Raw genomic sequence first — 25,585 nt, 5'->3', positions numbered from 1 at the left:
CATCGTTTGTTGTATGATGACTGACCGATCAGCGGGACGCAACCTGTAAGTCAGGTTTTCAGACTCCGGTCGCGGTCGAGGTGGAGCGTGACGTCGGCCTCACCGGGCATCGTCCGCAGGATCGCGTGAGTCAGGCGCTCATAATGTTGCACAAACCGGTCGAGCGCCGCCTCGTCCATCGCCAGCGCCGGGTCACGTCCCTCCGCGCGCAACCGCTCCCGCAACGCAGCCTCCTGCTCGCCGCGCCACTGGCGCACGATCGCAAAGTCGGGCGCGGCGAGCAGGACCAGCCGATCCATCCGCTCGAACAAGGCGCGATACGGCCCCGCCAGCGCGGCATTCACCGCCGTGCGCCAAATCCCTTCAGGGTCTTCGTCGCGCTCAAGGGCGTTGGCCGGCGCAATCAGCTCGGCGGCTGGCTCCGGCCGCGCACCCACGCACCACCCCTCAAAGATCAACAGGTCCAGCACCCCCGGCGCATCCCAGGCGTCGGTCGGCAGCGGCGCATCGCTCGCCTTGTCGAAGCGCGGCAATTGCACCCGCACGCCCGCCTTGACCGCGTCGAGGATCGCACATCCCGCCGCGACATCATGCGTCAGCGGCACCCCGCGCGTCGCCAGCAATGGATGGATATCGCGCGCCAGCTCGGCCCGCGCAGTTTGTCCCAGATACAGATCGTCGAGCGACAGCGTCGCCGCGCGCACGCCTTCCGCACCAAACCGCGCGACCAGCGCCGCGGCCAGGGTCGACTTGCCGCTCCCCTGCGCCCCGCAAATGCCGAGGATCAGCGGCCCGCGCGCCGCGTCCAGCCAGCCCGCAATCGCCTGCGCGACCGGCTCAAGCGACGCGATCAAGCGGCGCTTCCCCGGCGAAGAACCGGTCGAGATTGTCCGCGACCTTCATCCCCATCGCCTCGCGCGTCTCGCGCGTCGCGGAGCCCAGATGCGGCAACAGCACGACATTCGGGAGCTCGATCAGCGCCGGATGCACGCGCGGCTCATCGGCATAGACGTCCAGCCCCGCGGCAGCGATCACGCCATCCGCCAGCGCGACGGCAAGCGCCGCCTCGTCGATCAGCGTCCCACGCCCGGTGTTCACCAGCACGGCGTCGCGCTTCATCACCGCCAGCGCATCACCATCGATCATATGCCGCGTCGCCGCGCCCCCCGGCGCGTGGAGCGACACGATGTCGGCAACGCGCAACAGGCTGTCGAGCGTCGCGTGATAGGTAGCAACCGGCACGTCCTCGGCCCGGCTGCGGCTATGCACCGCGACCTCCAGCCCGAACGCCCGCGCACGCTCGGCCACCGCGCGCGCGATCCGGCCATAGCCGACCAGCCCCAGAACCTTCCCGCGCAGCGACTGTCCCAGCAGATGCGTCGGCCGCCACCCGCTCCACGCGCCCGCGCGCAACTCGCGCTCCCCCTCGCCCGCACGGCGTGTCGCCATCAGGATCAGCGTCATCGCGATGTCGGCGGTCGCATCGGTGAGCACATCGGGCGTGTTGGTCACGGCGACGCCCGCTTCGCGCGCAGCGCCCAGATCGATATGTTCGAACCCCGCGCCGTAATTGCCGATGATCCGGGCTCGGCACCCTTCGGTCAGGATGATCTCGCGCGTGATCCGGTCGGTCACAGTCGGGCACAACGCATCATAGTCACGCATCGCTTGCGCCAGCGCCGCAGCGTCCATCGGCACATCGCCCGCATTGACCGTGATGTCATAGCTGGCAGCCAGCCGCGCCTCGACGGCGTTGGGCCAGCGACGGGTGAGCAGGATCCGGGGCTTGGTCATCCCGCCACCCTAGCGCCGCCGGAACACCGGCGCGCGCTTTTCGGCGAACGCTGCGCGCCCCTCCTGCGCATCCTCCGTGGCGAAGCAGATCGCCTGAAGGTCACGCTCATATTCGATCGCCTTTTCCCACGGCATGGTGTGCGCGGCGCGCAGGTTGAGCTTGCCCGTCTCCGCCGCGATCGGCGCGCGCGATGCGATCGTCGCGGCGATCTCCTGCGCGCGGGCCAGCAGCGCATCGGGCGCGACAACCTCGCTGACCAGCCCCCACGCCAGCGCCTGCTCGGCGTCGATCATGTCGCCGGTCAGCAGCATCATCGCCGCGTTGGACGTCCCCATCGCATAGGTCAGCCCCGCCGCCATCCCGCCACCGCCGATCCAGCCGAGCTTGATCTCCGGCGCAGCGAAGCGCGCATTGCTGCTGGCGATGCGGATGTCGGCGGCCATCGCCGTCTCCAGCCCGCCGCCCAGCGCATAGCCATTGATCGCCGCCACCACCGGCTTGCGACAGGCACGCAGCGCATCGCAGTAATCGTCGCGGTTGCGGAAGTCCCATGGCGTCGCATAGCCATCCAGCGTGGTGATATCGGACCCGGCGGAAAACGCCTTCTCCCCCGCGCCAATGATGACGACGCAGCGCACCGCATCGCTCGTATTGCATTCGGCCACCGCAGCGATCAGCGCCGCCGCCATCTCCGGCGTCAGTGCGTTCAACTTCGCCGGGCGGTTGAGCGTGATCGTGGCGACATGGTCGGCCACATCGAACAGCAGGTCTTGGGTCATGTCTCGGCTCCTGCCGGATGATGGGTGCGGTACAGGGTTTCAAGATCGTCCAGCACCGGATCAGCCGCCGCGCCCGCGATCAGCGCCGCGCGCAACCGCGCCGAGGCTGCGGTCTGAAACGCGATCGCCCCGTCGTGGCGGGGCCGCAGCAGCGCCTGCTCGACGCTCGCCAGCGTTGCGGCAAAGAAGTTGCCGGTGGCGGCGTTCACCGCCGCATCCTGCCACGCCGCGCGCAGGGCCGGTTGGCCCTCATGCTGCGGTATAAAACTCCGCTGCACCCTCTCCGACATCAGCCAGCGCAGATGGTCAAGCAAAGCGGGCGTCACCGCACATCGCTTCGACACGCCGATCCCGGTCCCGCCCAGCGTCGATCCGATGCGCCCATCCGGCCCGCGCGGCGCATCGGCGAACTCGACGCCGCGCGTCGCATAATTCACATAGCCATAGATCAGCGGGCACAGGTCAATCCCCTCCCCCCGCTCAATCGCGCCCAGCATCGCGATCGGGTTCAGCGCCTGCGCCTTCACCGTGACGTCGCCGGTCAGCGCCAGCATCAGCGCATAGCCCTCACGCCCGATCGCACGATCCATGAACGCGTCGCCTGATCGCGCCGCACCGAATGCCCCGCACACCGACTGAAAGCTCAGGATCGCGTGCGGTCCGGCCAGCGATAGCGCGACCGCGCGGCGCTGGCTCAGCGCCGGCAGCTCGACCCACGCCACCGGCGGCGCATCGATCCGGTCGCTGCGATAGGCCATGACCTGTGTCGCCGCATCGAGCGGTAGCGCCCAATGCTGGCCCGCAAAATGATAGCTCGCCAGCGATGGTCCGGCGACCGCCGCCTGCCAGCCCGCAATCTCGTCTGCCGCGAACAGCGCCTCGACCGGCACCAGGCAATCCGCCGCCACCGCCTCCCCGACATGCGGATGATCGAGCACGACCAGGTCATAGCGCGCGCACAGATCGGCAATCGGATGTGATTCGAACCCTTCGAGCGGATGCTTATCCCAATGCAGCGACAGCCCCTCAGCCTGCGCCGCTGCCGCCGCCAACGCATTAAATCCGCGCGGATGATCCCAGGTCAGGCCGCGCCAAACAGCTTCCGAGGCTCCGGGCGCGCTCATGCGTGCTGCTTGACCACGCCCGCCGCAATCAGCGCGTCGATCCGCGCCTCGTCGACCCCGGCTTCGCGCAGCACGTCGCGGCTATGCTCGCCGACCAACGGTGCGCCGCGTTCGATCGTCGAGGGCGTTTTGGAAAAGCGGATCGGAAAGCCCGGCACCTTGACCCGGCCTTCGGTGCGATGGTCATATTCGACAAAGGTGCCGTTGTGCGCGATCTGCGGATCGTCGACCAGCTCGGCATAGCCATAGACCGGCCCCGCCCAGATATCGCGCTCACGCATCGCCGCCAGCCACTCCGCCGTCGTCCGCGTCAGCAAGTTCTCGCGCACCCTGGCGAAAATCTCGTCGCGCATCGCCCAGCCATCGCGCTGGTCGTCGAGCGTGGCAAAGAACGGGTCATCGAACAGCTCGGCCAGCTTGGCATAGGGCGCCATCGCCAGCGTCATATGGCCATCAGCGGTCGCAAACACGCCATAGGGCGCGCGGATATAGCTGTGCGCATGCGGCTCGGTCGAGCGCGACTGCGGCTTGTTGCCTACAGTGAACACCGACAATTCCTGCATCTGGATCGTCGTGATCGCGTCGAGCATGTTGACTTGAACCAGCTGTCCCTCGCCGGTCCGTTCGCGGTGGAACAGCGCCGCAAGTGCGCCCTCGAACGCCGAATAGGCGGTGATCGCATCGACCAGATACTGGCCCGCGGGCGAAGGCGGCGCGCCCGCGACCCCGGCGGACAACATCGCGCCCGACATGCCCTGCAGCAACAAATCCTGACCCGGATAGAAGCGGTACGGCCCATCCTCGCCATAACCCGACATCGACACATAAATCAGCCGCGGGTTGATCGCCGACAGCGTCGCGTAATCGACCCCCAGCCGCTCGGCGACGCCGGGGCGGTAATTCTGCAGGAACACGTCCGCGTCCTTGACCATCTCCAGCAACAGCGCCTTGCCCTCGGGCGATTTGAGGTCGATCGCAAGGCTGCGCTTGTTGCGGTTGAGCGCCAGGAACGACACGCACACTTCATTGCCGGTCGCGCCGCCCGCCGGGGCATGGCGCTGCCATTCGCCGGTCACTGGCTCCACCTTGACCACATCGGCGCCCATGTCGCCCATGCGCTGCGCCGCGAACGGCCCGGCCATGGCGATCGAACAGTCGAGCACGCGAATGCCGCTCAGGATATTCTGCACAGGAAGTCCTTCTAGTTCATGGTCCAACCGCCGTTTACGTGCAGCGTCTGGCCGGTGATGAAACCGGACTCCTCGCTCGCGAAAAAGGCGATGGCGTTGGCGATGTCATGGGCGGTGCCACGGCGCTTGATCGACTGGGCGTCGAGCACCATGCGGCTATAGCCTTCGGGGTCGGGGTGGATCTTCTCGGCGTCGGTCGGAAAGGCGCCCGGCGCGATTGCATTGACGGTGACGCCATCGGGTCCGAACTCGCGCGCCCAGGCTCGCGTCAGCCCGATCAGCGCCATCTTCGACGCGACATAGGGCGACAGATTCGCCCAGCCGCCCGACACGGTGATGCTCGACACGTTGATGATCCGGCCAAAGCCCTTGGCGCGCATTCCCGGCAGCGCCGCCTGCACCGCGACGATGCCCGCATCGACATTGACGCGCTGCACCGCCTGGTGCTCCTCGATCGAATAATCCTCGAACGGTTTGGAGGGATAGATCGCGGCGTTGTTGATCACGATGTCGAACCCGCCGGTCTGCGCGACCAGCCGGTCAAGCGTTGCGCGAAACCCGGCGAGGTCGGACAGGTCGGCGGTCGAGACGATCAGCTCGCCCTTTCCCGCCGCTGCGTCCTGCAACGCCGCAACCTTGGCCGTGTCGTAGTCGATCGCGACCACCCGCGCGCCGCGCTCCAGCAGCAATAATGTGGTAGCGAGCCCCAGCCCGCCGGCCGCACCGGTGTAGAGGACGACCCGCCCCTTCACTTGACGCCCCCGATCGGCGGGTAAATGCCCGAAGGCGTCGGATATTCGTCCTCAGGCTGTCGCGCGACACCCTCGATCCGCTTCACAGCATCGGCCACAGCGTCCGCGTCCGGCAGGATGCGGAACACGCTGTCGTAACGGCGCTCATCACCATGCTCGAGCCAGATCAGCTCGCCACGCTCGCGCGCGAACTCCTTGCCCATAACATGATTGGTCGATGGCTCGATCCCCACGGCATAGTGACCGGCATGCAGGTTCTGCCATTCGTACATGGCGGGGAACTGATCCTTGCGCGTCTCGACCTCGAACCCGAACCCGATCGCCTCATTGACCACCGCAACATTGACCTTGCCCGCGGCGTCCGGCGCCATGTCGTGCTGCCACACCTGTTCGTGAAAATTGACGATCGGCGCAGGGAAGGTGCGGTATCCGGTCCCTTGATCGCGGTAGCTGTCGGCATGTGCCGCCCAGATCACGTCCCGGATCGGAGCGACATAGCGCGACCCTTCCGCGACGACCGGATGGCTGACATTGATGTGGTAGCAATACATGTGAGGCGTGCGGTAGAAACCGTGGTTGACCACCCGGTCGATCAGCCGGATTTCATCGCCACCGACATCCGCCTCGATCCGCCGGATCAGGTGCAGATCCTCGCCGAACACGGTCGATTGCTGGACGACCCCCTCGGCCCACAGCACGCACTCGTCGCCGTTCCACGTCTCGCCATAGCCGGTCAGTCGCGCAGGGATTGTCCCGACGCGGCCGTGCAGCGAGGACGACACCTTCTCACGCGGGCCATAGAAATAATGGCCCGCCGGGTCGTCGTGCATGAACAATGTGTGGTCGAGGCCGCACGTGATCAGCAGGCCCGACATCGACCGGAACCAGCTAAGCCCGCCCTCGCCCTCATACTCATGCAGCGCGGGGTTGCGGAAGCCGGACGGCGAGTGCCAGCCGACGGCGCGACCATTATGCTCGCATTCGGCAATGTCCATCGCGCGATCGACCAGCACGGTGAAGCGCAGGCCCGATCCGGTGCGAAACTCCAGGCAGCGGACGCCGCGCTCGACCCCGTCGCCCAGCGTCGACAGGCGCACCCCGGCAAACTGCGACAGCGCCCCGGATCGTGCCGCAAGGTCGCGCCGCGACATGCGTTCGCCATATAGCTGTGGCACCCATCCGCTCCGTCATTATGTTGTCAGACGTATGATGTTTAGGGCAGGGTGAGTGCCCGCGTCAATCGAGACCGCACGGAGTTTCTGAAATGCCACTTGTCCGCCGTTGCTTCGCCGTCGACCTGCATGACGATTCCGACCGCATCGCCGCCTATCGCAAATGGCACGCGCCGGGCGGCCCGCCCGCTGCCGTAACCGCGGCGATCCGGGCGGACGGGGTGACGGCGCTGGAGATCTGGCTGGTCGGCGACCGCATGTTCATGCTGATGGAGCAGGACACCGACCACGCCCCAGACGCGGAGACGAAGCGCGCACGCGACTCGGCCAATCCTGATGTCGCGGCGTGGGACGCGCTGATGGCGAGCTTCCAACGGCCCCTGCCCTGCGCCCCGGATCAGACCTGGGTCGAGATGGAGCGGATCTACGCCCTTCCCGAGCAGCCCTGAACGGGATCAGCCGCGCGGCTGTGCGCGGCGCTTTTCCCACGACCCGGCAATATGCTCGCGCATCGCGCGGGCCGCCGCGTCGGGATCGCCAGCAGCAATCGCCTCATAGACCTTGCGATGCGCTTCCTGCGTCGCACGTACATGCGCAACGCTCAGCTTGCCCGAATAGCCATGCGTGCGCAGCGCTTCGGACTGGATGCCGTCGATGATCGCCTTGCTCAGCCGGTCGCCGGACATGCGCATGATGATGTCGTGGAACTTCAGATCCTCATGCACATAGGCCGACGGCATCGGCACCAGCTCTTCCAGCTTTTCGATCTGCGCGGTCAGCTCGGTCAGCGATTCGGGCGTCGCGTTCGCCGCAGCCTTCGCCGCCATCGCCGATTCGAGCAGGCTGCGCACTTCCGACAGATTGTCGAGATAGCGCAGCCCGTCCTCACCTTGGAACAGGGCGGAGAGGATCATCGGGTCGAGCATGTTCCACGCCCGGCTGTCACGCACGATCGTCCCGCGCCCCTGCTGCGACACGACCAGCCCCTTTTCGGTCAGCGCGGTGGTCGCTTCGCGCACCACCGTGCGGCTGACGTCATAGATATCGCACAGGATATTCTCGGGCGGCAGCGCGGTGCCGATCGGATAGGTCCCCATCACGATCGAATTGACCAGATCCTCGACCACTGCGGTCGAAAGTCGCGGGCGGCGGCGAAGGCGCTGCGGCGCGACAGGCGGCTCAGTGTTCATTCGTCCTTCTCGCTCACCCAAATCATGCTGGCCCAACCGATGGAGCCGCAACCACCAAAGCGTCAAGGGCTTGCAGATTTTTAAAGATCATACATACTATGTTTAAATGCCGGGCGACGCAGCGCCCGTGCGGGGGATGCCAGTCGCATATGAAGATCACCGGATATCGCAGCCTGACGACGGTTCACGACTGGGGTCGCCCCGTCGGCGACGTCAACGGCGTCGTCAAAGCAGGCGTCACCGAAGTGCCGATCCTGCTGATCGAAACCGACGGGGGGCTGACCGGCGTCGGGCTGGGCCAGCATACCGACATTGCGCGCGTGTTTCCGGCAGTCGAGGGACAGGATCCGCGCGCAGTGACGGCCCTCTACGATTCGATGCTCGCGCATGTGTTCAAGAGCGGCCATGCCGGTGCCACCTATGGCGCGATCGCGGCGGTCGACATGGCGCTGTGGGACCTCAAGGCCAAGATGGCGGACGAACCGCTGTGGCGCACGTTGGGCGCGCTCGACCGGTTCGTGCCCGGCTATGCATCCGGCCTGTGCTACGGGCTGGAGGACGAGGCGTTCGCCACACACTACCGGACCTGGGCCGATCACGGCTTTTCCTCGGCCAAGATCAAGGGCGGCAAGGATCTCGATCGCGACATCGCCCGCCTGCTGGCCGCGCGTGAGATCCTGTCCGCAAACAGCGAGCGCCCGGCAATGATGCTGGACGTGAACGAAGCGTGGAACGTCAAACAGGCGGTGCGCCACCTTGCCGAGATCGAACGGCAGATCGACCTGACCTGGATAGAGGAGCCGGTGCGCCGCTGGGACGCGGCGGGCCATGCCGCGATTTCCCGCGCATGCCGGGCGGCGGTCGCGACCGGCGAAAATCTGACGGGGCTGGACCAATTCTTGCCGCTGTTCGATGCCGGGGCAGTCGATGTCGTTCAGGCCGGAAGCGTCTGGGGCATCACCCATTTCCTGCGCGTCGCGATGGCGGCGCATTCGCGCAACCTGCCCGTCTCCCCGGTCGGCTATGACGCGAACCCGATCGCGCATGCCGCCGCAGCACTGCCCAACATGATCGGGATTGAGGTACAGGATCTGAACTGGCCGGTTGGCCTGTCGGTCGATCAGCAGATCGGCGATGGCGGCATCCGGCTTGGCGATGCACCCGGCCTTGGCATCATCGTAGACGAGGCGGTGATCGGAAGCGGTAGCGGCGCGGGCTGGAGCAGCGAGGGCGGGCCGCACCGGCGCCCGCGTCAGGCCGGGCTGCGGCTGGTGCCGGAGCGCCCGCTTGTTTCCGAATGACGTCTAGCTCAATCCACGAAAAGCATAAGCACCGGAGAGACTGATGGCCACCGCGGCACCGACGCAGCCCTATGTACTCGGCCCGCAGCGGACGAAGCTCCAGCTGTCGCTGATGGTCAATTTCTTCCTGCTGATGGCGCTGTACAGCGGCGTACTCGGCGTGCTGCTGCCCAACCAGATCGCCGAGCTGGACGAGGGGTCGAAGGCGAACAACCTCGCTTTGCTGTTCGCGATCACTTCGGTCTTCTCGACCCTCACCACCCCGATCGCCGGTGCGTTGTCGGATCGCACGCGCAGCCGCTGGGGCCGCCGCTCGCCGTGGATCGCCATCGCGTCGCTGATCGGATCGCTGGCGCTGTTCGGCGTGTCGTGGATGACCAGCTTCTGGTCGCTGATGGTGCTGTGGGTGATGGCCGCTATCGCCTATAATTCGATGCAACCGGCGATGACGACGCTGATCGCCGATCGCTTTGCGCCGGAAACGCGCGGCGGAGTGTCCGGAATCGTCGGCGCGGGCATGACCGCGGGGCTGACCGCCGGCACCGTCGTCGCCGGTTATCTCGCCGGAGAGCGCGTGCTCGCTTATGGCCTGTTCGCCGGAGCCATCGCCGCATCGTGCATCGCGTTCGTCGCAATCAACCGCGAACCGCCAAGCGATGCGATGCCGCGCCGCCCGATACGCTGGGGCGAGTTTCTCAAGGGCTTCTGGATCTCGCCGCGCGAACATCCCGATTTCGCCTGGGCGTTCGCCAGCCGCTTCTTCATCTATATGGGCTATCAGGCGGTCGCCGCGTATCTGCTCTACATCCTGCGCGACTATATTGGCCTCGGCAATGCGGAGTCGAACATCGCGATTGCCAATATGGCGATCATCACGCTCGTATTCCTTGTCCTGTCCTCGCTCGGCTCGGGCTGGCTGTCGGATCGCTATCAGCGTCGCAAGCCGTTCGTGATCCTGGGCAGCCTGATCATGGGCTGCGCGATGGTCGCACCGCTCGTCGCCCCGACGATGCAGGGGATGTGGGTCTATGCCGCGATCATCGGGGTCGGGTACGGCATGTTCATGTCGATCGACATGGCGCTGATGACGCAGGTGCTGCCCAAGAGCGCGCTGGGCGACGAGGGCAAGGATCTCGGCATCCTGACCACTGCGGTGAACATCCCCCAGATCATCAGCCCGGTAATGGCCGCGATCCTGCTCAGCGCATTCGGCAATGATTATCGCGTGATTTTCTGGGCCGCCGTCGTGTTCGTTTTCGGGTCGGCGCTGTGCATATTCCCGATCAAGTCGGTCCGCTGATCAATATCATCATACATATTATGATAATTTGACATACGCATTTCTCTGCGGCATGAAACCGTCAAACAAAAAGCCAGGAGGGGAATGATGAATAACCGCATCACCAATGTTCGACGGGTCTTGCTGCTGTCCGCTGCCGGAGGCGCGGTCGCGCTTACCCAGCCCGCCTTCGCCCAGGACGCAGCAACGCCTGCGGCCGAAGAGGATGAGATCGTCGTCACGGGCATCCGCGCCGCCGAGCGCGCCGCGATCGACATCAAGCGCAACGCCGTCGGCGTCGTCGATTCGATCGTGGCCGAGGATTTGGGCAAGCTCCCCGACCAGAACGTCGCCGAGTCACTGCAACGCATCACCGGCGTCACGATCGAGCGCAACCGTGGCGAGGGCCGTTACGTCACCGTTCGCGGCTTTGGCCCCAAGTTCAACGCGGTCACCGTCAACGGCCGCACGCTGGCAACCGACAATAATGGCCGTGAATTCTCGTTCGACGTGATCCCGTCCGAGATCATCTCGGGCGCGGACGTGTACAAATCGCCACAGGCGAACATCAACGGCGCGTCGATCGGCGCGACCATCGACGTGCGCACGCTGCGCCCGCTCGACCAGAAGGAAGGCTTCAAGGTCGCCGCCGCCGCCACCGGCATGTGGTCGGAGAACGCCGATAGCTGGAACCCGGAATTCTCGGGCGTCGCGAGCTGGAAGAACCAGTCGGGTACGTTCGGCATTGCGCTGTCGGGCGTCTATTCCGAACAGGAAAACCGCATCGATGAGTTCACGATCGGCGCGGGGCATGTCCGCCGGTCGAGCACCGATTCCTACTACACCGCAGGCGGCGTCCCGGGCGCGCGCATCGGACCGAACGTCGCCCCTTTCTCGCGCGTCTCGATGCCGTCGAACCTCTCGCCATTCTTCTTTGAGCGCGACCTGACTCGCTGGGCGGTTAACGGCTCGGTCCAGATGCGTCCCAGCGACACGCTGACCGTGACGGTCGACACGCTCTACTCCAAGGCACGGTTCATCGAGCAGCAGACCGGCCTCGCCTATGATTTCTCGGGCGGCACGCTAGTCGAACAGGTCGTCGCGAATGGCGAGGCGGTGTATCAGCGCTATCAGGGCGGCTTTGTCGATCAGATCATCCAGTATGACGATCGCAACGTCACCACCGACCAGTTCGGCATCAACATCGATTGGCAGCCGACCGACGATCTGCGCGTCCGGCTCGACGGTTCGCTCTCAGACGCACGTCGTCGCGGCAAGGAGAACAACCTGTTCACCACCATCCGCCGCAAGAATATCGATCATTGGTTCGATCGCCGCAGCGGCAGCCCGATCTACGATTATGGCTTCACCAGCCCGAACTACGCCAACGCCGCGACGAACCCCCAGGGTATCACCGCGCACTATTACATCTGGGGCGGCGGTTCGAACATCGATGACGAGATCGAGGAATATAAGGCGGACATCGACTGGAATCCGAATGGCGGCGCGCTGACCTTCTATGCCGGCGCATTCAAGCAGAGCCGGATCAAGACGATCACCGCCGATGAAATGCCGTTCGGCGAGCAATGCGCCTATTGCGGGTCGGACCGCGTCCTGCCGCAGGCGCTGTTCTCGCCGACCAACCGCAATTTCTTTGGTGGCAATAACGGCGCTGACATCCTGACCGACTGGGTGATTTACGACCCGCGCGCGCTGGTGCTTCAGGTCGATCAGTTCGCGACCGCCGATGGCCGCGCCTTCAACCCCGCAGTTCCCTCCGCCACCGGCTCGTCGCAGGTGAACGAGAAGGTCTGGGGCGGCTATCTGATGGCCGAACTCAAGACCGACCTCGGCTCCATGCCGCTCGCGGTCAATATCGGCCTGCGCTACGAGGATACCGACTATACCTCCTCCGGCGCATCACGGACGGTGACCAGCGCCGTCCCGAACGGCCAGGGGCAGAACATCATCACCGTATCCCCGGTGGTCCCGGTCAGCTTCCGTGGCAAATATCGCGACTGGCTGCCCTCGATCAACGCACGCCTAAATCTGACCGACGACCTGCTGGTCCGCTTTGCCGCGTCAAAGGTGATGACGCGCCCGACCCTGTCCGACCTGTCGCCGCGCCAGACGATCCAGACCAATCCGGGTAACGAGACGATCCGTCGCGGCAACCCCGATCTGCAGCCGTTCCGCGCCAAGCAGGTCGAGGCCGGCGCCGAATGGTATTTCGCCCCCGGCGCGCTGCTCTCGGCGGCGGCGTTTTACAAGGACATCGAATCCTTCGTAACGCTGACCACCACCCCGCAGCTGGTCGACCAGGTGACCTTCCAGGTCACCGTGCCCGACAATGGTGAGGGTGCCACGGTCAAGGGCTTCGAGATCGGCTATCGCCAGTCGTTCGAAAACTGGTTGCCGGGCGCGTTGGGCGGCTTCGGCGTCCAGGCGAGCTACAACTACACCGACTCGAACGCGGAGTATCGCAACGCGGTCGCGAACGTGTCGTTCGGCCTCGAAGGGCTGTCGAAGAACTCGTACAGTCTGGTTGGCTTCTACGAGAAATACGGCATCACCGCCCGCGTCGCCTACACCTATCGCGATAATTTCCTTCAGGTCGCGTCGGGGCGTAACGGCGAGCCGGAATATTTTGACGCCTATGGCCAGCTCGACGTCAGCCTCTCCTATGATGTCAGCAGCAACTTCACGGTCTTCGCCGACGCGATCAACGTGAACAATGCCAAGGAGTTCATCTATTCGGTGAGCGAAGATCGCACGAAGGAATATCGCATGACCGGTCGCCGCGTTTCGGCAGGCGTCCGCGTTCGCTTCTGACGCCCTCCCCCTCGGATGCGTCTTCCTGCCCCGGCACGGTATCAACCGCGCCGGGGCTTCTTTTTTGACAGGTCAGATGCGCGGTGGCGCGGTGGCCGGCGATGTCAGGCGGTCGCGGAACCCGAACGCACGAAGCGATAGTCGCCGGTCGCTACGGCAAAGCGAACACGATCGGCCTCGACCTGCATACCCACAACGGCCGGGTGCTGCGCCAGCGCGATGCCACCGTCCCGCCACTCGCCCCCCGGCAGCTCGACATCGGCCACCGCATTGGGTGGCACCGTCAGGTCCAGTCGGGCTAGGCCGCCGGCATCGCCATCGGTCGAAGTCGCAATGGTGCCGACGAGCGAGTCGTAGCGGGTTTCCACCCGACCGACCTGTGGCAGCCACAAGGGCCGAACCGCGATGCGGCGAAACCCCGGCGCTGCGGGCGCGATTCCGCCAAGCCGCCGATAGAAAAAGCCGACCACCGCGCCGAACGCATAGTGATTATAGCTGTTCATCGACAGGTCGCCGGTATCGCCGTTCCAGCGTTCCCACACCGTGGTCCCGCCCTGTAGCGGCATATAGCCCCAGCTGGGATAGCCGGTCTGGAGCAACAGGCCCGATACCTCATCCATAAGCCCGGCATCAGCGAGCACGTCAAGCAGATAGGGCGTCCCGAGAAAGCCGGTCGACAGCTTCATCCCGCGCGCCCGGATATCGGCGGCGAGCACGGCAGCAGCTTTCGCGCGCAGGCGGGGCGGCACCAGATCAAAGGCGAGCGACAGGACCTGACTGGTCTGACTGCCATTGCCGCACACACCCTCGCGCCCGACGAACGCGTCGGCATAGGCAGCCCCGATCGCCGCACGCAGACAGTGATAGAGTTCGGCATCGACCATGCGCCCGCTCGCCGCCGCCATCTGCGCCATCAGGTCAGCGCACCACGCCCAACAGGCGGTCGCGCACAAGATGCGCGGCGTCGTCTCGTCGTCCGGCTTGATCGCATCGACCGACAGCCAGTCGCCCAGATCGAGCCCGCGATCGTTGCGCCAGACATTATCGGGATTGGACCGCGCGACGAACGCCATCCACGCCTGCATCGCATCCCAATTCTCGTCGATCACGGCGGTGTCGCCATAGCGCTGCCACAGCTGCCACGGCAGGATGATCCCGGCTTCGCTCCACCCGGCGGTGACGACGTCGGGATAGGACAGTGGCTGGGGCACGACGATCGGATAGCCGCCGTCTGGCCGCTGCGCCGCGCGTGCCTCGAGCAGGAAGCGGCGGATGAACGGATCGACCTCCATGTTGAAGGCAGCGGCGTCGAGGAACACCTGAATGTCCCCCATCCACCCCATCCGCTCGTCACGCTGCGGGCAGTCGGTCGGCACGCTGAAGAAGTTGCTGCGCTGACTCCACAGCGCGTTGTTCCAGATCGATTGCAGCAACGGCGCACCTCGGAAGCGCATCGCGCCGGTCTCGCGGCAGTCGCTGTGCACGACGACGCCCTCGACATCGTCCGCCGTCGGCACGCCGGGATAGCCGGTCACCTCGACATAGCGAAAACCGTGATAGGTAAAATGCGGCTCGAACGTCTCGGTCGCACCGCTCCCCGCCAGCGTAAACCGATCGGTCGCGCGGGCCAGCCGCAGATTGGCAAGGTCCGCCGTGCCATCCGCGTTGAGCAGCTCGGCAAATTTGGCGGTGATCGTCGTGCCCGCCGGACCGGTGGCGCGGATGCGGACCCAGCCGGAGAAGTTCTGGCCGAAGTCAAACACATATCGGCCCAGCAGCGGCTCGCTGACCGTCACCGCGCGGCGCGTGCCGGTGCGGCGCAGCGGCGGCGATGTCTGCGCGATCAGCGCGCACTCCGGTGCCTCCCCGACCCGCGCCATGGCCCAATGGCGATCGTCGAACCCCGGCGCGTCCCACCCCGGCTGCATCAGCCGCGCGTCGAACGTCTCGCCATCATAGATTTCGGACTTCAGCACCGGCGAAGGCGCAGTCCGCCAGTCCGGCCCGGTCGTCACCCAGTCGCGCGTCCCGTCGGCATAGTCGATCCGCAACATCGCCCGGAACCGGCGCGGTGCGGGACCGAAGCCATAGCGCTCGATCCGCCAGCCAAAGGGCGAAGCATACCAGCCATCGCCGATCAGCGCGCCGAGCACATTCGCACCGGGCACGATCCGGTCGGTAACGTCATAGGTCTGATACAGAACATGGCTCCGAGCCACGCTCATCTCCGGCGCAAGGATCGCGTCGGACACGCGCGCGCCATTCAAGTGGGCATCATAGGCCCCGAGCGCCGTGGCATAGAGCCGCGCGGCGCTCACCGGCTTCGCCACGTCGAACCCCGTGCGCAGCAGCATCGCCGGTTCGGCAGGGCGCGGATCGCCCTGCGCCCAGCTGGTGCTCGGCACCACTGCGCTCCATCTTCCGGCATCGAATACCGGATCGGTCCAGTCCGCCGGCGGATCGGGCATCACACGAAACGCGCTGCCGACGATCCGCTCGATCCGGCCATCGGCGCGGTGCAGCCGGATCAGCGCCGCGAAGGCGCCGCCATCGACCGGAAAGAACCCCTGCGTATCCGCCTCGACCAGCGCGCAAATACTGTTGCGGCCAGGCCGAACCTCACCTTCGTAACGGCCGAGCGTCCCCCAGAAGGGCAGATGGGTGTCCCAGTCGAAATGCCAGTCGAGCGGCGATTTGACGCCGTTGACCCACACGCCGCGCAGATGATCCTTGCCCGCGATCAGTATGTCCGCCGCAACCAGATCGTCCGGCGCGTCGAAATCGAGCCGGAAGCCATGCAGCCGCGCGTCGAGCGAGGTGTCGCCCCACACCCAGCTGACGCCAGCGGCACGGTCGGCAGCGGCGAGCGCGTCCTCCGCCTCGATCCACTCGCCGCGCCAGTCATCGGGAGACATCAATCCGGCTTCAATCGAGGCAGGTTCCGACCGCGCCGAACCCGCATCGCCGGTAACCGCGACCGTCCACCAGATGCGCTGCATCGACGCCAGCGGCGGGCCACCATAGGGGATGTCAAAACTCGCCGCGCCAACGACCGTCCCGCTGTCCCAGATCAGCTCTCCGGCATCCAGCGCCGCCGCATGCTCCGCCGCGCGGATGCGATAGCTGTGCTGCGCCCCTGCCCCCTCGATCCGCCAGGACAGGCGCGGGTGCCGGACCTGCGTTCCGATCAGATCGGTCGTGTATTCCGCGCGCAGATCGACAACGCGCATCGGATCAGAGGTCGATGCCAAGGCGATAGATGCGGTTGGCATTGCCCCCGAACAGCGCCGCCCGCTCGTCGGCGCTGAAATCGGCGGTGATCGCGTCATAAGCGTCGAAATGCCGGTCGAAGCTGCCGAACAGTTTGTCGGTCGGGAAATTGCTGGCGAACATCGCGCGGTCGGTCCCGAACAGCGCGATCGTCTCCAGCACATAGGGCCGCGCCTGTTCCGCATGCCATGGCCGCCAGGTGAAGCCCATGCCCGAAATCTTGACCGCGACATTGGGCAGCGCCGCGAATGCCGCCATCCCGCGCCGCCACACGCCCCACCCGTCCGCGTCGCCGGGCAGCGCCATGCCGGTGTGATTCAGGATCACCTGCGTATCGGGGTGCTTCGCGATCAGCGCGGCGAGATGCGCGAACTGGCCCGGATAGGCCTGAAGATCGAAGCTCAGCCCGAACTTCTTCAGCAGGCCAAAGCCACGCATCCACGCGCTGGTCGTCGTGACATCCGCGGGGGAATAGCTCCGCGCCGGATCGGGGTGCCAGTTGATGATGTGGCGGATGCCGCGGACATTGGCGTGGGTCACATGCGCGGCCAGCAAAGTCTCGACCTCCGGATTATCCAACGCCGCGAACGCAACGATGCCGTTCGGCATGCCGCGCGCGTCCGCCATCGCCTGAAGCCACTGCGTCTCCTTCAGCGCATCCGCCGGATCCGCCCCCGCATCGATATGCACGATGCCGCGCACGTCCCAGCGTCCCGCATCGGCGAGATAGGCGTCGAGCGGATAGTCTACCGCGATCGGCTCGACGCTGCCATTGGGATTGTCGCTGTCGAACGGCCCGGTCAGCCACGGATAGCGGAGTTGCTGCAAGTCCCACAGATGGACGTGCGGATCGACCAGGGGCGGACGCGCGGTCATGTCAGAAGGTCGTCCGTCCGCCCGAGGTATCGAAGGTCGACGCCGTGGTGAAGCTGCACTCCTCGCTCGCCATGAAGCAGATCATCGCCGCACTCTCATCGATCTCGCCCAACCGCCCCATCGGGATTTTGGAGCGCATATAATCGACCTGGCTCTGCGGCAGCTGGGCGAGGATCGGGCTTTCGAACGTCGCCGGAGTGATCGCATTGGCGATGACGCCCTTGCCCGCCAGTTCCTTGCCGAGCGACTTGGTAAAGCCGATCACCGCCGCCTTCGACGCCGAATAGGCGCTGGCGTTGGGATTGCCTTCCTTGCCCGCGACCGATGCAACATTGACGATCCGGCCATAGCCCTGCGCCAGCATCTGCGGCACGATCGCGCGGTTGCAGTAGAACAACCCATGAACGTTGATGTCGAACACGCGCAGCCAGCTATCGACCGGAAACTCGTGCACCGGAACGGTCGCGCCAGTGACCCCCGCCGAGCAGATCAGGACATCGACCGTGCCGCCCAGCGCGGCCGCACTGGCCTGCGCCGCCGCCTCGACCGCCACCTGATCGGACACGTCCAGCGCCTGCACATCACTCGCCCCAACCGCATCCTTCGCAGCGGCCAGCGCGCCGGCGTTCAGATCCCACAAGGCGACCCGCCCGCCCTCGGCAACGATGCGCGCAGCGACCGCCTTGCCCAGCCCCGACGCGCCGCCGGTGACGATCGCGCTGCGCCCGGCATAGCGCCCGGCGAACACGCTCACTTGGCCGGCGCCCATGCGACGAAATCCTGGCGCTGCTCGCCCAGCTTCTCGATGCCCAGCTCGACCACGTCGCCTGCCTTCAGATACCAAGGCTCCGGCTTCTGCCCCAGGCCAACGCCCGGCGGCGTGCCGGTGGTGATTACATCACCCGGCAACAGCGTCATGATCTGCGAGAGATAGGACACGATCTGCGCGACGGTGAAGATCATCGTCTTCGTATTGCCGTCCTGCACGCGCTTGCCATTGACCGACAGCCACATGCCAAGGTTCTGGACGTCGCCGACCTCGTCCCTGGTCACCAGCCACGGGCCAATCGGGCCAAAGGTCGGAAAGCCCTTGCCCTTGTCCCAGGTCATGCCGCGTTCGGTCTGCCAGTGGCGTTCCGACACGTCGTTGACCACGCAATAGCCGGCGACATGGTCGAGCGCGTCGTCCTCCGCGACATTGTTCGCGGCGGTTCCGATCACGATCCCCAACTCGACTTCCCAGTCGGTCTTCTTGCTGTCCTTGGGGATCGTGACCGGATCATTCGGCCCCTGAATGCAGCTGACCCATTTGTTGAACACCACCGGCTCCTCAGGGATCGGCAGGTTCGATTCATGCGCGTGGTCGACGTAGTTGAGGCCAATCGCGACAAACTGGCGCGTGCCACCGACACACGGGCCGTAACGGACCTCCCCTTCGGCCAGCGGCAGGCTGGCGGGATCAATCGCGGCGAGCCGGGCCAGCCCCTCCGTCCCGATCGCGTCGCCGGCAATGTCCGAGACCTGCGCCGACAGGTCGCGGATGCGGCCGTCCGCGTCGATCAGGCCGGGCTTTTCGGCGCCCGGGGCACCATAGCGACAGAGCTTCATGGGTCTTCCTTCAGTCTAGAATGTCAGGTGTTCGGACAGGGGCGGTGCAGCGCAATCTCGCGGTTCAGCTCAACACCGAATCCCGGCTTGTCGAGTTCGCTCGCGCGGATCTTGCCATTCACCGGAACCGGTTCGCCGAGCAGCTGCGGCGCGAACATCGGCACCACCTCGGTCGGTCCGGGATGCATCATCAGGAACTCGGCAAAGGGCGAGTTGTGGCGCGTGATGACGAAGTGGTAGCTGTACACGCTCGACCCGTGCGGAACCATCATCACGCCGCGGCTGTCGGCATAGTTGGCGATCTTGATGAGCTCGGTCACCCCGCCGCACCAGCCGACATCGGGCTGGATGATGTCGCAACACTCCATGTCCATCAGCATGCGGAAGCCCCAGCGGGTCGCCTCATGCTCGCCAGTGGTGACCAGCAGCCCGCGCGGGGCATTCTTCTTGAGCGCTGCATAGCCCCAATAATCGTCGGGGCTCAGCGCCTCCTCGATCCATTTCAGGCCGCATTCGTCCCACGCGCGTTGCGCCAGCCGCGTCGCATAATCGAGGTCGAGGCTCATCCAGCAATCGAGCATCAGCCAGAAATCATCGCCGCATTTGCTGCGCATGTCGGCGAGCGCGGCGATGTTCTTCTCCAGCCCCTCCAACCCCTCGGCCGGGCCGTGGTGGAGCGGCAGCTTCCCGCCGATGAACCCCAGTTCCTTGGCGACATCGGGCCGCGCGCCGGTGGCATAGAATTGCAACTCATCGCGCACCGCGCCGCCGAGCATGTGATAGACCGGCTCGCCCCGCAGCTTGCCGAGCAAATCCCAGATGGCGAGATCGACGCCCGAAATGGCGTTCACCACCAGCCCCTTGCGCCCATAATATTGGGTCGAGAAATACATCTGGTCCCAGATTTTCTCATAGTCCGCAGGGCTGCGGCCGATCAGGAAGCGGCTGAGGTGCTTCTCGACGATGAACGCCGCCGGCTCGCCACCGGTGGTCACCGCGAACCCGACCGTGCCGTCCTCGGCCTCCAGCTCGACCACCAACGTGCCGAGCACATTGATGCCGAAGCTCTGCCGCGACTGGCGATATTCTGGATAGCGCGCCATCGGCGTCGCGATGTGATCGTCGATCCAGTGGCCCGCGCCCTGATCGTGATAATCCGCCCCGCCCCCGCGCACGGTGTAGGCGCGGACATGCTTGATCTTGGACAGGCCGGTAAAGCTGGCAGCGGTCATTTCGCAATTCCGTCGAGAACGAGAACCCAGTCATTGCCCGGCCTAGTGTCGCCGGGCGGATCGAAGCGATGCTCGCCGCGATTTGCGAAGGTCCCAGCGGGCGTGGTGCTGCCGTCGCGCGGGGAAAACCAGCTGGCCTTGACCGATCGCCCGGCAATCACGCCGAGCCGCATCGTGAACGGCGCACCGGTATAGCTATAGGCAAAGGCGAAGTTGGCGCCACGACTTACGGCGACGCGGTCATAGCGGGTGCCATTGTCGGCGATCATCGCCTGATCCGGCACGCGGTCCAGCATCGGGCGCGATTCGATCAGGGCGCGCAGGTGCCGCATCTGCGTCGCGCCCTGCGCAGTCAGCGCCTGTTCCCAATGCTGGTTCGGCTCGAAATTCGCGTCCTTCGACCCCGCAGCGAAGAACTGCATGACGTGGTTCTCGCCATAGGTATGGCCGAACGCTCCCGCCATCACCGCCCACCAGCCATAACGCCGCGCATCGTCCGCACCCCAGCGCGGTTGATCCGGCTCGTGCAGCCCGTGCGGGATATTCTCGTAGCTTGGCTCCGCGTCGATCGTCGGCTTGGGCGGGGTGCGCGCAAGGTCCTGCTCGACATAACGCCAATTATCTTCGCCGATCGCGTTCGGCCCCTCCTGGCGATAGGCGCGGTGCCCCGACTGGAACATGTTAAAGTCCAGCCACGGCGCCTGATGCCATTGCCACGACGACGCGGTGCGGCCGATCGGGTGAAAGGTCATCAACTGGCGCGGCGCGATCGATTTGATCGTCGTGCCGAGCGCGTCCCATGCGGCGCTATTCTGTTCAGACCGCGTGTCGCCGCCATTTAGCCAGATGATGTTTGACCGCTTGCCATAGCGCTGCGCAAGGAAGCGACCATAGGTCGGAGCATTGGCGGCGGTCAGCTGTTTCTGCATCGCCAGATCGCCCCATGCGGGGACCAGCGCCAGATACATGCCATGCGCCGCCGCGCGATCGGCAACCCAGTCGAGATGGTCCCAGAAATCATACTCGCCGGGCTTTGTCGGGTCCGCCCCCGGCGTCGTGCGCGGGCGCGCCGGATCGCCGTCGATCAACGCGGGCGCATCGGTGCGGCTCTTCATCTGCGCGGTGTGCAGCACCATCACCTGGATGACGTTGAACCCCTGCGCGCGCCGGGTCGCGAGATAGCGTTCGGTCTCATCGCGATCGAGGCGGCTGAGCAATAGCCAGCCGGTATCGCCGAGCCAGAAGAAGGGCTTGTCGCCTGCGAGCAAATAGCGGTGGTTATCGGATACGCGCAGCGGCGGCGGTGCGCCCTGCGCCCCGACCGGCAATGCCATGAGGAGCGCGAACGTCAGGATCAAGCTGCGCACCATGCCGGTCATCCCACTCCACCTTTCGCACCGGCTCTATCGGCTACACCCCGATGAGGTCAACATACATATTATGAATTACTGGAGGTTCACGAACGCCCCGCCATCGACCAGCAGGGCCGCACCCGTCACATAGTTCGCCATGTCCGAGGCGAGGAAGATGATGGGCCCCGCCAAATCCTCCGCCTCGCCCAGCCGCCCAAGCGGAATGCGCGCGGTCATGCGGTCGCGCTTGTCCTGATCGGCGAGGTCGTCCCGGTTGATCTCGGTCAGGATCGTGCCGGGCAGCACCGAATTGCAGCGAATGCCATGTTTGCCGAGCGCAATCGCGGCGGACTGCATCAGCGAATGCACCCCCGCCTTGGTCGGCGTGTAGTGCGTCTGAAACTCGCCACCGACCAGCGCCGAGATGGAGGACACGGCGACGATCGCGCCCCCCTCGCCCTGCTTCACCATCTGGTTCGCCGCCGCCTGCACCATGTAATAGGCGCCGTGCAGATTGACGCGGAAGGTGCGATCCACCGTTTCGACCGGCATGTCGAGGAACGCGTGGAACGGACAGATACCGGCATTGGAGACCAGCACGTCCACCCGCCCGAATGCCGCAACTGCCTTGCCGACAAAGTCGCCCGCCGTCGCAGGATCGGCCACATCGCCCTTCACCGCCAGCCCGCGCCGTCCAAGCGCCTCGATCTCGGCCACACAGGATGCCGCCTTGTCGTCGCTCGACGCATAGTTGATCGCGACGTCAGCGCCGTGCCGCGCTGCACCGATCGCCGCCGCGCGACCGATCCCGGTCGACCCGCCGGTGACGAGCACGACTTTCCCCTCGAGCAGCCTCACTTCAAATCCTCCGCCAAAATCGAGCGGTCAATCGCCGCGATCCGGTTGACCCCGGTCAGCGTCATCGCGACCGTCATTTCCTTGGCGATCAGCTCGAGCAGCTTGGCCACCCCCGCCTCACCCTGCGCCGCCAGCGCATAGACCCACGCCCGGCCCAGCAGCACGCCATGCGCGCCCAGTGCCAGCATCCGCACCACATCGAGCCCGCTGCGCACCCCGCCATCGGCCAGCACGGTCAGCCGGTCGCCCACAGCCTCTGCAATCGTCGGCAGCGCGCGCGCGCTCGACAGCACGCCGTCGAGCTGTCGCCCGCCATGATTGGACACAACAATGCCGTCCGCGCCGATCGCCGCCGCCGCGCGCGCGTCATCGGGGTCGAGAATGCCCTTGATGATCAGCGGCCCGTCCCAGACCTCGCGGATCCAGTCGAGATCCTTCCACTGGATCGACGGATCGAAATTGCGCCCCAGCCAGCCCATATAATCGTTGAGCCCGCTGTCCTTGCCCAGCACCGGGAGCAGATTGCCGAGCATGTGCGGCCGCCCCCTCAGCCCCACGTCCCACGACCAGCGCGGCCGTCCGATCGCCTGTATCACCCGGCGCAGCGGGGCATAGGGCCCGGACATGCCGGCATGGGCATCGCGATAGCGCGATCCCGGCACCGGCATATCGACCGTAAATACCAGCGCCCGCGCGCCCGCTGCCTTCGCCCGCGCGATCAGGTCGCGCATGAACGCACGGTCGCGGATGACATAAAGCTGAAACCAGAACGGGTCGGCGACCCGCGCCACTTCCTCGATCGAACAGATCGACACGGTGGACAGGCAGGTCGGAATCCCCGCCGCCGCCGCCGCGCGCGCCGCCTGCACCTCGCCCCGTCGGGCATACATGCCGCTGATCCCGACCGGCCCGAGCGCGACCGGCAGGGCAACCTCTTGCCCGAACAGCGTCGTCTTCAGGTCGATGCTCGCAACGTCCTTCAGCACCCGCTGGCGCAGCGCGACGCCCGCCAGATCGCTGACGTTGCGGCGTAGCGTCTCCTCCGCATTCGCCCCGCCATCGGCATAGTCGAACAGAAAGCGCGGCACGCGCCGCCGCGCCGCCTCGCGGAAATCATTGGCAGAGGAGATGATCACGCTCAGTAGCTCGAAAACAATGCCGCGCGGGCGAGGTTGAGCGCGGTCACCGCGTCCTGCCGATCCTGCGCCGCCTGCATCGCCTCGAAATCCAGCTTGTCGAGCGCGCGCTCGACCGCCTTGAGGAACCCGATCGCGGAATTCGCCGCAGCGACGCTGTCCTCACGGAACGGGAACTGGTCGAGCTGCCACACGCCCTCCCACTTGTTCTTGCGCAGCGTGTAGAAGAACTCGAACAGCTCGATCGGGTGCACCGATCCGGCGATCAGATCATCGTCCCAGCTGCGCAGATTGTCGTTCACGTCCATCCCGAACAAGCGGCCATGGTCGATCGCGAGCTGCGCCGCATCCGCCGGGCTTTCCCCGCCATAGAGCGAATGGCCGAAGTCGAGCAGGATGCCGACATTGGGCACGCCCATCTTCTCGATGCCGAGCAGCGTCCGCGCGACGCTGTCATAGCTCATATGCACGCGCGGCTCGCGCGGCTTGTATTCGATCACGAAATTCAGGTCGGGATTCTGCCCGGCCAGCTCCGCCACCCCGTCGATGCTCATCTGCCACAATTTGCGGTGGTCGACCTGGAACGGATAATCCCAGCCATCCTGCCCCGGCCACAGCTTCACATAATTGGCCCCGAAGCGCCGCACGACATTCGCCGCGTCGTTGCACATTTCATTGGCGAGGCGGCGAATGCCCGGATCGGGATTGGTGAAGGCACCCTTGGCGAACTGCCGCGTGTAGATTTCCGGCGTGATGCCGATGACCGACAGCTTGTTGCGCGTGAGCGCCGCCTCAACGGCGTCCAGCGACAGGTCGGGATCGGCGAAGGGATAGTTGATGTCCACGACCGACAGGTCATCGACCTGCCCCGCCAGATCGATCATCTCGATCAGCGTGCGCGCCGGGCCATAGCCGTCGGTCGCATAGCGATCGACATAGGTCGCGAAGTGCCAGATGCCGGCGCCGTATTTCTGCTGTCCCACGGTTCGATCCTCGTTCTGGAAATAGGGGTTCAGGCGACCATCACCTCGACGCCCGCTTGTTCGATCGCGATCCGGTCCGCCGCCGCAATTCCGGCATCGGTGACCAGGACATCGACCAGTTCGATTCCGCCGAGCGCGGTGAAGGAGCGCCGACCGATCTTGCTTGTATCCGCGACCAGCACGACGCGCTCCGCCGCCTCGATCATCGCCCGCTTGACCGGAATGTCCGACAGCGCCGGATAGGTCAGCCCCGCACGCAGATCGACGGCGGCGGTGGCCAGGAACAAGGTCTGCGCGAACAGGCCACGGAAATAATCCGCCGAGCGGTCGCCCGACAGCGACAATGTCGGCGCCTTGAAATGCCCGCCCGACATATGGACGTCGAACCCCGGCTCCGCGCCCAGCATCAGCGCGATGTTGAGCGCATTGGTGATCACCGTCATGTCGCGCCGCCCGGGCAGCTGCGCCGCAACCTCGGTCGTGGTCGATCCCGAATCGAGGATGATCGTCTCGCCATCGCCAACCAGCGCCGCCGCGGCGCGCCCGATCGCGCGCTTGGCGTCCATATTCTCGGCATGCTGCAGCGCCATCGCGCGCACCTGTTGCGTCACCGATTTCAGGAACGCCCCGCCATGCTCGCGGACAATAAAGCCGTCGGCTTCCAGCTTCTCGAGATCCTGGCGGACGGTGACTTCGGACACGTCGAACGCTTCGGCGAGCGTGCGCACCCGCGCACTCCCCTCTTCCTGAAGCCAGGCTAGGATGCCCGCGCGACGCGTCTCGCCCAGCGCGCGGGCGCGCGACCCGCCGCTTGCGATCGACTGCGCTGATCCTGCCGGAGCGGCCTTTGTCATCA

22 protein-coding genes are annotated in these 25,585 nt (G+C 65.7%); 4 read left to right on the top strand and 18 right to left on the bottom strand.

The annotated features are described in order from the left end of the window. Window positions 1-50: 50 nt before the first annotated feature. From VGN66_RS05605 to VGN66_RS05575, 7 genes are read right to left on the bottom strand one after another with little or no spacing between them, the layout of a single operon-like run. Window positions 51-854, bottom strand: coding sequence for a kinase (locus tag VGN66_RS05605; RefSeq protein ID WP_327517873.1), 804 nt, complete (start codon window positions 852-854; stop codon window positions 51-53). Then, window positions 838-1,794 (bottom strand): D-glycerate dehydrogenase, encoded by a 957-nt coding sequence (locus VGN66_RS05600; protein WP_327517872.1) that lies wholly within the window; start codon window positions 1,792-1,794, stop codon window positions 838-840. The genes VGN66_RS05605 and VGN66_RS05600 overlap by 17 nt, the downstream gene beginning before the upstream one ends. Window positions 1,795-1,803: 9 nt before the next feature. Continuing rightward, window positions 1,804-2,574 carry an enoyl-CoA hydratase/isomerase family protein gene (locus VGN66_RS05595; protein WP_327517871.1) on the bottom strand — a complete coding sequence of 257 codons (771 nt, stop codon included), beginning with the start codon at window positions 2,572-2,574 and terminating at the stop codon, window positions 1,804-1,806. Next, on the bottom strand, window positions 2,571-3,698 hold the full coding sequence (locus tag VGN66_RS05590; RefSeq protein ID WP_327517870.1) for a carbohydrate ABC transporter substrate-binding protein: 1,128 nt from the start codon (window positions 3,696-3,698) through the stop codon (window positions 2,571-2,573). The genes VGN66_RS05595 and VGN66_RS05590 overlap by 4 nt, the downstream gene beginning before the upstream one ends. Next, window positions 3,695-4,888: a CoA transferase gene (locus VGN66_RS05585; RefSeq protein ID WP_327517869.1), complete on the bottom strand. Its 1,194-nt coding sequence runs from the start codon at window positions 4,886-4,888 to the stop codon at window positions 3,695-3,697. Before VGN66_RS05585 ends, VGN66_RS05590 begins: the two co-directional genes overlap by 4 nt. 11 nt (window positions 4,889-4,899) lie before the next feature. Further along, entirely contained in the window at window positions 4,900-5,640 is a 741-nt protein-coding gene (locus tag VGN66_RS05580) for an SDR family NAD(P)-dependent oxidoreductase (protein WP_327517868.1), read from the bottom strand. After that, window positions 5,637-6,815, bottom strand: a complete 1,179-nt coding sequence (locus VGN66_RS05575; protein ID WP_327517867.1) for an aldose 1-epimerase family protein — start codon at window positions 6,813-6,815, stop codon at window positions 5,637-5,639. The genes VGN66_RS05580 and VGN66_RS05575 overlap by 4 nt, the downstream gene beginning before the upstream one ends. A gap of 89 nt (window positions 6,816-6,904) precedes the next feature. On the opposite strand from VGN66_RS05575, the gene VGN66_RS05570 reads away from it, so the two are divergent. Beyond that, window positions 6,905-7,261: an L-rhamnose mutarotase gene (locus VGN66_RS05570; protein ID WP_327517866.1), complete on the top strand. Its 357-nt coding sequence runs from the start codon at window positions 6,905-6,907 to the stop codon at window positions 7,259-7,261. Window positions 7,262-7,267: 6 nt separating this feature from the next. Here the strand turns inward: VGN66_RS05570 and VGN66_RS05565 are convergent, their stop codons facing one another. Continuing rightward, window positions 7,268-8,002, bottom strand: coding sequence for a FadR/GntR family transcriptional regulator (locus tag VGN66_RS05565; RefSeq protein ID WP_327517865.1), 735 nt, complete (start codon window positions 8,000-8,002; stop codon window positions 7,268-7,270). Between the two features lie 149 nt (window positions 8,003-8,151). On the opposite strand from VGN66_RS05565, the gene VGN66_RS05560 reads away from it, so the two are divergent. The 3 genes from VGN66_RS05560 to VGN66_RS05550 all read left to right on the top strand — a co-directional run bounded on the left by VGN66_RS05560 (window position 8,152) and on the right by VGN66_RS05550 (window position 13,414). Beyond that, window positions 8,152-9,303, top strand: coding sequence for a mandelate racemase/muconate lactonizing enzyme family protein (locus VGN66_RS05560; protein WP_327517864.1), 1,152 nt, complete (start codon window positions 8,152-8,154; stop codon window positions 9,301-9,303). Window positions 9,304-9,346: 43 nt separating this feature from the next. Next, window positions 9,347-10,603, top strand: a complete 1,257-nt coding sequence (locus VGN66_RS05555) for an MFS transporter (protein WP_327517863.1) — start codon at window positions 9,347-9,349, stop codon at window positions 10,601-10,603. Window positions 10,604-10,690: 87 nt separating this feature from the next. After that, window positions 10,691-13,414: a TonB-dependent receptor gene (locus VGN66_RS05550; protein WP_327517862.1), complete on the top strand. Its 2,724-nt coding sequence runs from the start codon at window positions 10,691-10,693 to the stop codon at window positions 13,412-13,414. 104 nt (window positions 13,415-13,518) lie between these two features. Here VGN66_RS05550 and VGN66_RS05545 read toward each other — a convergent pair whose 3' ends face one another. The 10 genes from VGN66_RS05545 to VGN66_RS05500 all read right to left on the bottom strand — a co-directional run bounded on the left by VGN66_RS05545 (window position 13,519) and on the right by VGN66_RS05500 (window position 25,583). Beyond that, window positions 13,519-16,686 carry an alpha-L-rhamnosidase gene (locus VGN66_RS05545; RefSeq protein ID WP_327517861.1) on the bottom strand — a complete coding sequence of 1,056 codons (3,168 nt, stop codon included), beginning with the start codon at window positions 16,684-16,686 and terminating at the stop codon, window positions 13,519-13,521. Continuing rightward, entirely contained in the window at window positions 16,649-17,560 is a 912-nt protein-coding gene (locus VGN66_RS05540) for an amidohydrolase family protein (RefSeq protein WP_327517860.1), read from the bottom strand. Before VGN66_RS05540 ends, VGN66_RS05545 begins: the two co-directional genes overlap by 38 nt. A gap of 1 nt (window position 17,561) precedes the next feature. Next, a complete protein-coding gene (locus tag VGN66_RS05535; protein WP_327518563.1) occupies window positions 17,562-18,314 on the bottom strand; it encodes an SDR family NAD(P)-dependent oxidoreductase in 753 nt (250 codons plus the stop codon). Beyond that, window positions 18,311-19,168, bottom strand: a complete 858-nt coding sequence (locus VGN66_RS05530; RefSeq protein WP_327517859.1) for a fumarylacetoacetate hydrolase family protein — start codon at window positions 19,166-19,168, stop codon at window positions 18,311-18,313. Before VGN66_RS05530 ends, VGN66_RS05535 begins: the two co-directional genes overlap by 4 nt. A gap of 23 nt (window positions 19,169-19,191) precedes the next feature. Beyond that, window positions 19,192-20,400 (bottom strand): L-rhamnonate dehydratase, encoded by a 1,209-nt coding sequence (rhmD, locus tag VGN66_RS05525; protein ID WP_327517858.1) that lies wholly within the window; start codon window positions 20,398-20,400, stop codon window positions 19,192-19,194. After that, on the bottom strand, window positions 20,397-21,779 hold the full coding sequence (locus tag VGN66_RS05520; protein ID WP_327517857.1) for a glycoside hydrolase family 140 protein: 1,383 nt from the start codon (window positions 21,777-21,779) through the stop codon (window positions 20,397-20,399). Before VGN66_RS05520 ends, rhmD begins: the two co-directional genes overlap by 4 nt. A 66-nt stretch (window positions 21,780-21,845) precedes the next feature. After that, window positions 21,846-22,610 carry an SDR family NAD(P)-dependent oxidoreductase gene (locus VGN66_RS05515; protein WP_327517856.1) on the bottom strand — a complete coding sequence of 255 codons (765 nt, stop codon included), beginning with the start codon at window positions 22,608-22,610 and terminating at the stop codon, window positions 21,846-21,848. Further along, the gene (gene lldD / locus VGN66_RS05510) at window positions 22,607-23,746 is read right to left on the bottom strand and encodes an FMN-dependent L-lactate dehydrogenase LldD (RefSeq protein ID WP_327517855.1); all 1,140 of its coding nucleotides are present in this window, start codon (window positions 23,744-23,746) and stop codon (window positions 22,607-22,609) included. The genes VGN66_RS05515 and lldD overlap by 4 nt, the downstream gene beginning before the upstream one ends. A 2-nt stretch (window positions 23,747-23,748) precedes the next feature. After that, complete coding sequence (locus tag VGN66_RS05505; RefSeq protein WP_327517854.1) at window positions 23,749-24,729, bottom strand: sugar phosphate isomerase/epimerase family protein; 981 nt, start codon at window positions 24,727-24,729, stop codon at window positions 23,749-23,751. Between the two features lie 29 nt (window positions 24,730-24,758). Next, window positions 24,759-25,583, bottom strand: a complete 825-nt coding sequence (locus VGN66_RS05500) for a DeoR/GlpR family DNA-binding transcription regulator (RefSeq protein WP_327517853.1) — start codon at window positions 25,581-25,583, stop codon at window positions 24,759-24,761. Window positions 25,584-25,585: the final 2 nt, after the last annotated feature.

This window comes from Sphingomonas sp. (assembly GCF_035998645.1).
In the GTDB taxonomy this organism is placed as follows: Bacteria; Pseudomonadota; Alphaproteobacteria; order Sphingomonadales; family Sphingomonadaceae; genus Sphingomonas.
Note: the sequence above shows the minus strand (reverse complement) of the source record. Positions and strands in the feature narration are given on the sequence as shown.

Bases quoted from the DNA above. Each gene is read 5' to 3' on its own strand.
- VGN66_RS05560 (WP_327517864.1), top strand. From the start codon at position 8,152: ATGAAGATCACCGGATATCGCAGCCTGACGACGGTTCACGACTGGGGT.
- VGN66_RS05530 (WP_327517859.1), bottom strand. From the start codon at position 19,168: ATGAAGCTCTGTCGCTATGGTGCCCCGGGCGCCGAAAAGCCCGGCCTG.
- VGN66_RS05555 (WP_327517863.1), top strand. From the start codon at position 9,347: ATGGCCACCGCGGCACCGACGCAGCCCTATGTACTCGGCCCGCAGCGG.
- VGN66_RS05520 (WP_327517857.1), bottom strand. From the start codon at position 21,779: ATGACCGGCATGGTGCGCAGCTTGATCCTGACGTTCGCGCTCCTCATG.
- VGN66_RS05565 (WP_327517865.1), bottom strand. From the start codon at position 8,002: ATGAACACTGAGCCGCCTGTCGCGCCGCAGCGCCTTCGCCGCCGCCCG.
- VGN66_RS05595 (WP_327517871.1), bottom strand. From the start codon at position 2,574: ATGACCCAAGACCTGCTGTTCGATGTGGCCGACCATGTCGCCACGATC.
- VGN66_RS05545 (WP_327517861.1), bottom strand. From the start codon at position 16,686: ATGCCAACCGCATCTATCGCCTTGGCATCGACCTCTGATCCGATGCGC.
- VGN66_RS05540 (WP_327517860.1), bottom strand. From the start codon at position 17,560: ATGACCGCGCGTCCGCCCCTGGTCGATCCGCACGTCCATCTGTGGGAC.
- VGN66_RS05600 (WP_327517872.1), bottom strand. From the start codon at position 1,794: ATGACCAAGCCCCGGATCCTGCTCACCCGTCGCTGGCCCAACGCCGTC.
- VGN66_RS05570 (WP_327517866.1), top strand. From the start codon at position 6,905: ATGCCACTTGTCCGCCGTTGCTTCGCCGTCGACCTGCATGACGATTCC.
- VGN66_RS05590 (WP_327517870.1), bottom strand. From the start codon at position 3,698: ATGAGCGCGCCCGGAGCCTCGGAAGCTGTTTGGCGCGGCCTGACCTGG.
- VGN66_RS05500 (WP_327517853.1), bottom strand. From the start codon at position 25,583: ATGACAAAGGCCGCTCCGGCAGGATCAGCGCAGTCGATCGCAAGCGGC.
- rhmD (WP_327517858.1), bottom strand. From the start codon at position 20,400: ATGACCGCTGCCAGCTTTACCGGCCTGTCCAAGATCAAGCATGTCCGC.
- VGN66_RS05550 (WP_327517862.1), top strand. From the start codon at position 10,691: ATGAATAACCGCATCACCAATGTTCGACGGGTCTTGCTGCTGTCCGCT.